Here is a 257-nt window from a genome sequence, read left to right on the forward strand (position 1 = left end):
CGGCATCAGGGCCGGCACGCCGGGGAAGGTTTCGGCGGCTTTCACGGACAGCCCGGAGGCGAACAGCAGCGCGGCGGACCAGGGCAGCGAATAGACCAGGGTGCAGGACATGCTGTCGATGATGTTGGCGCGTCGGTAAGGGCTCAGGCCGAAGCGTTCACCGACCGGTTTGGCGTAGGACAGGCCGACCGCGAGGATCGCAGGGGCATTGATGCTCATCAGCGAAGACATCAGCAGCGAGAGCCCGGCGGAGGAGG

At 66.5% G+C, this 257-nt stretch carries 1 protein-coding gene; it reads right to left on the reverse strand.

Going from position 1 to position 257, the window contains the following annotated elements; translation table 11 throughout:
• Window positions 1-257: hypothetical protein (locus SCA31_RS24285; RefSeq protein WP_410699542.1), on the reverse strand; the 257-nt coding region annotated here is incomplete at both ends.

This window comes from Chryseobacterium sp. SIMBA_028 (assembly GCF_046535285.1).
Classification (GTDB): domain Bacteria; phylum Bacteroidota; class Bacteroidia; order Flavobacteriales; family Weeksellaceae; genus Chryseobacterium.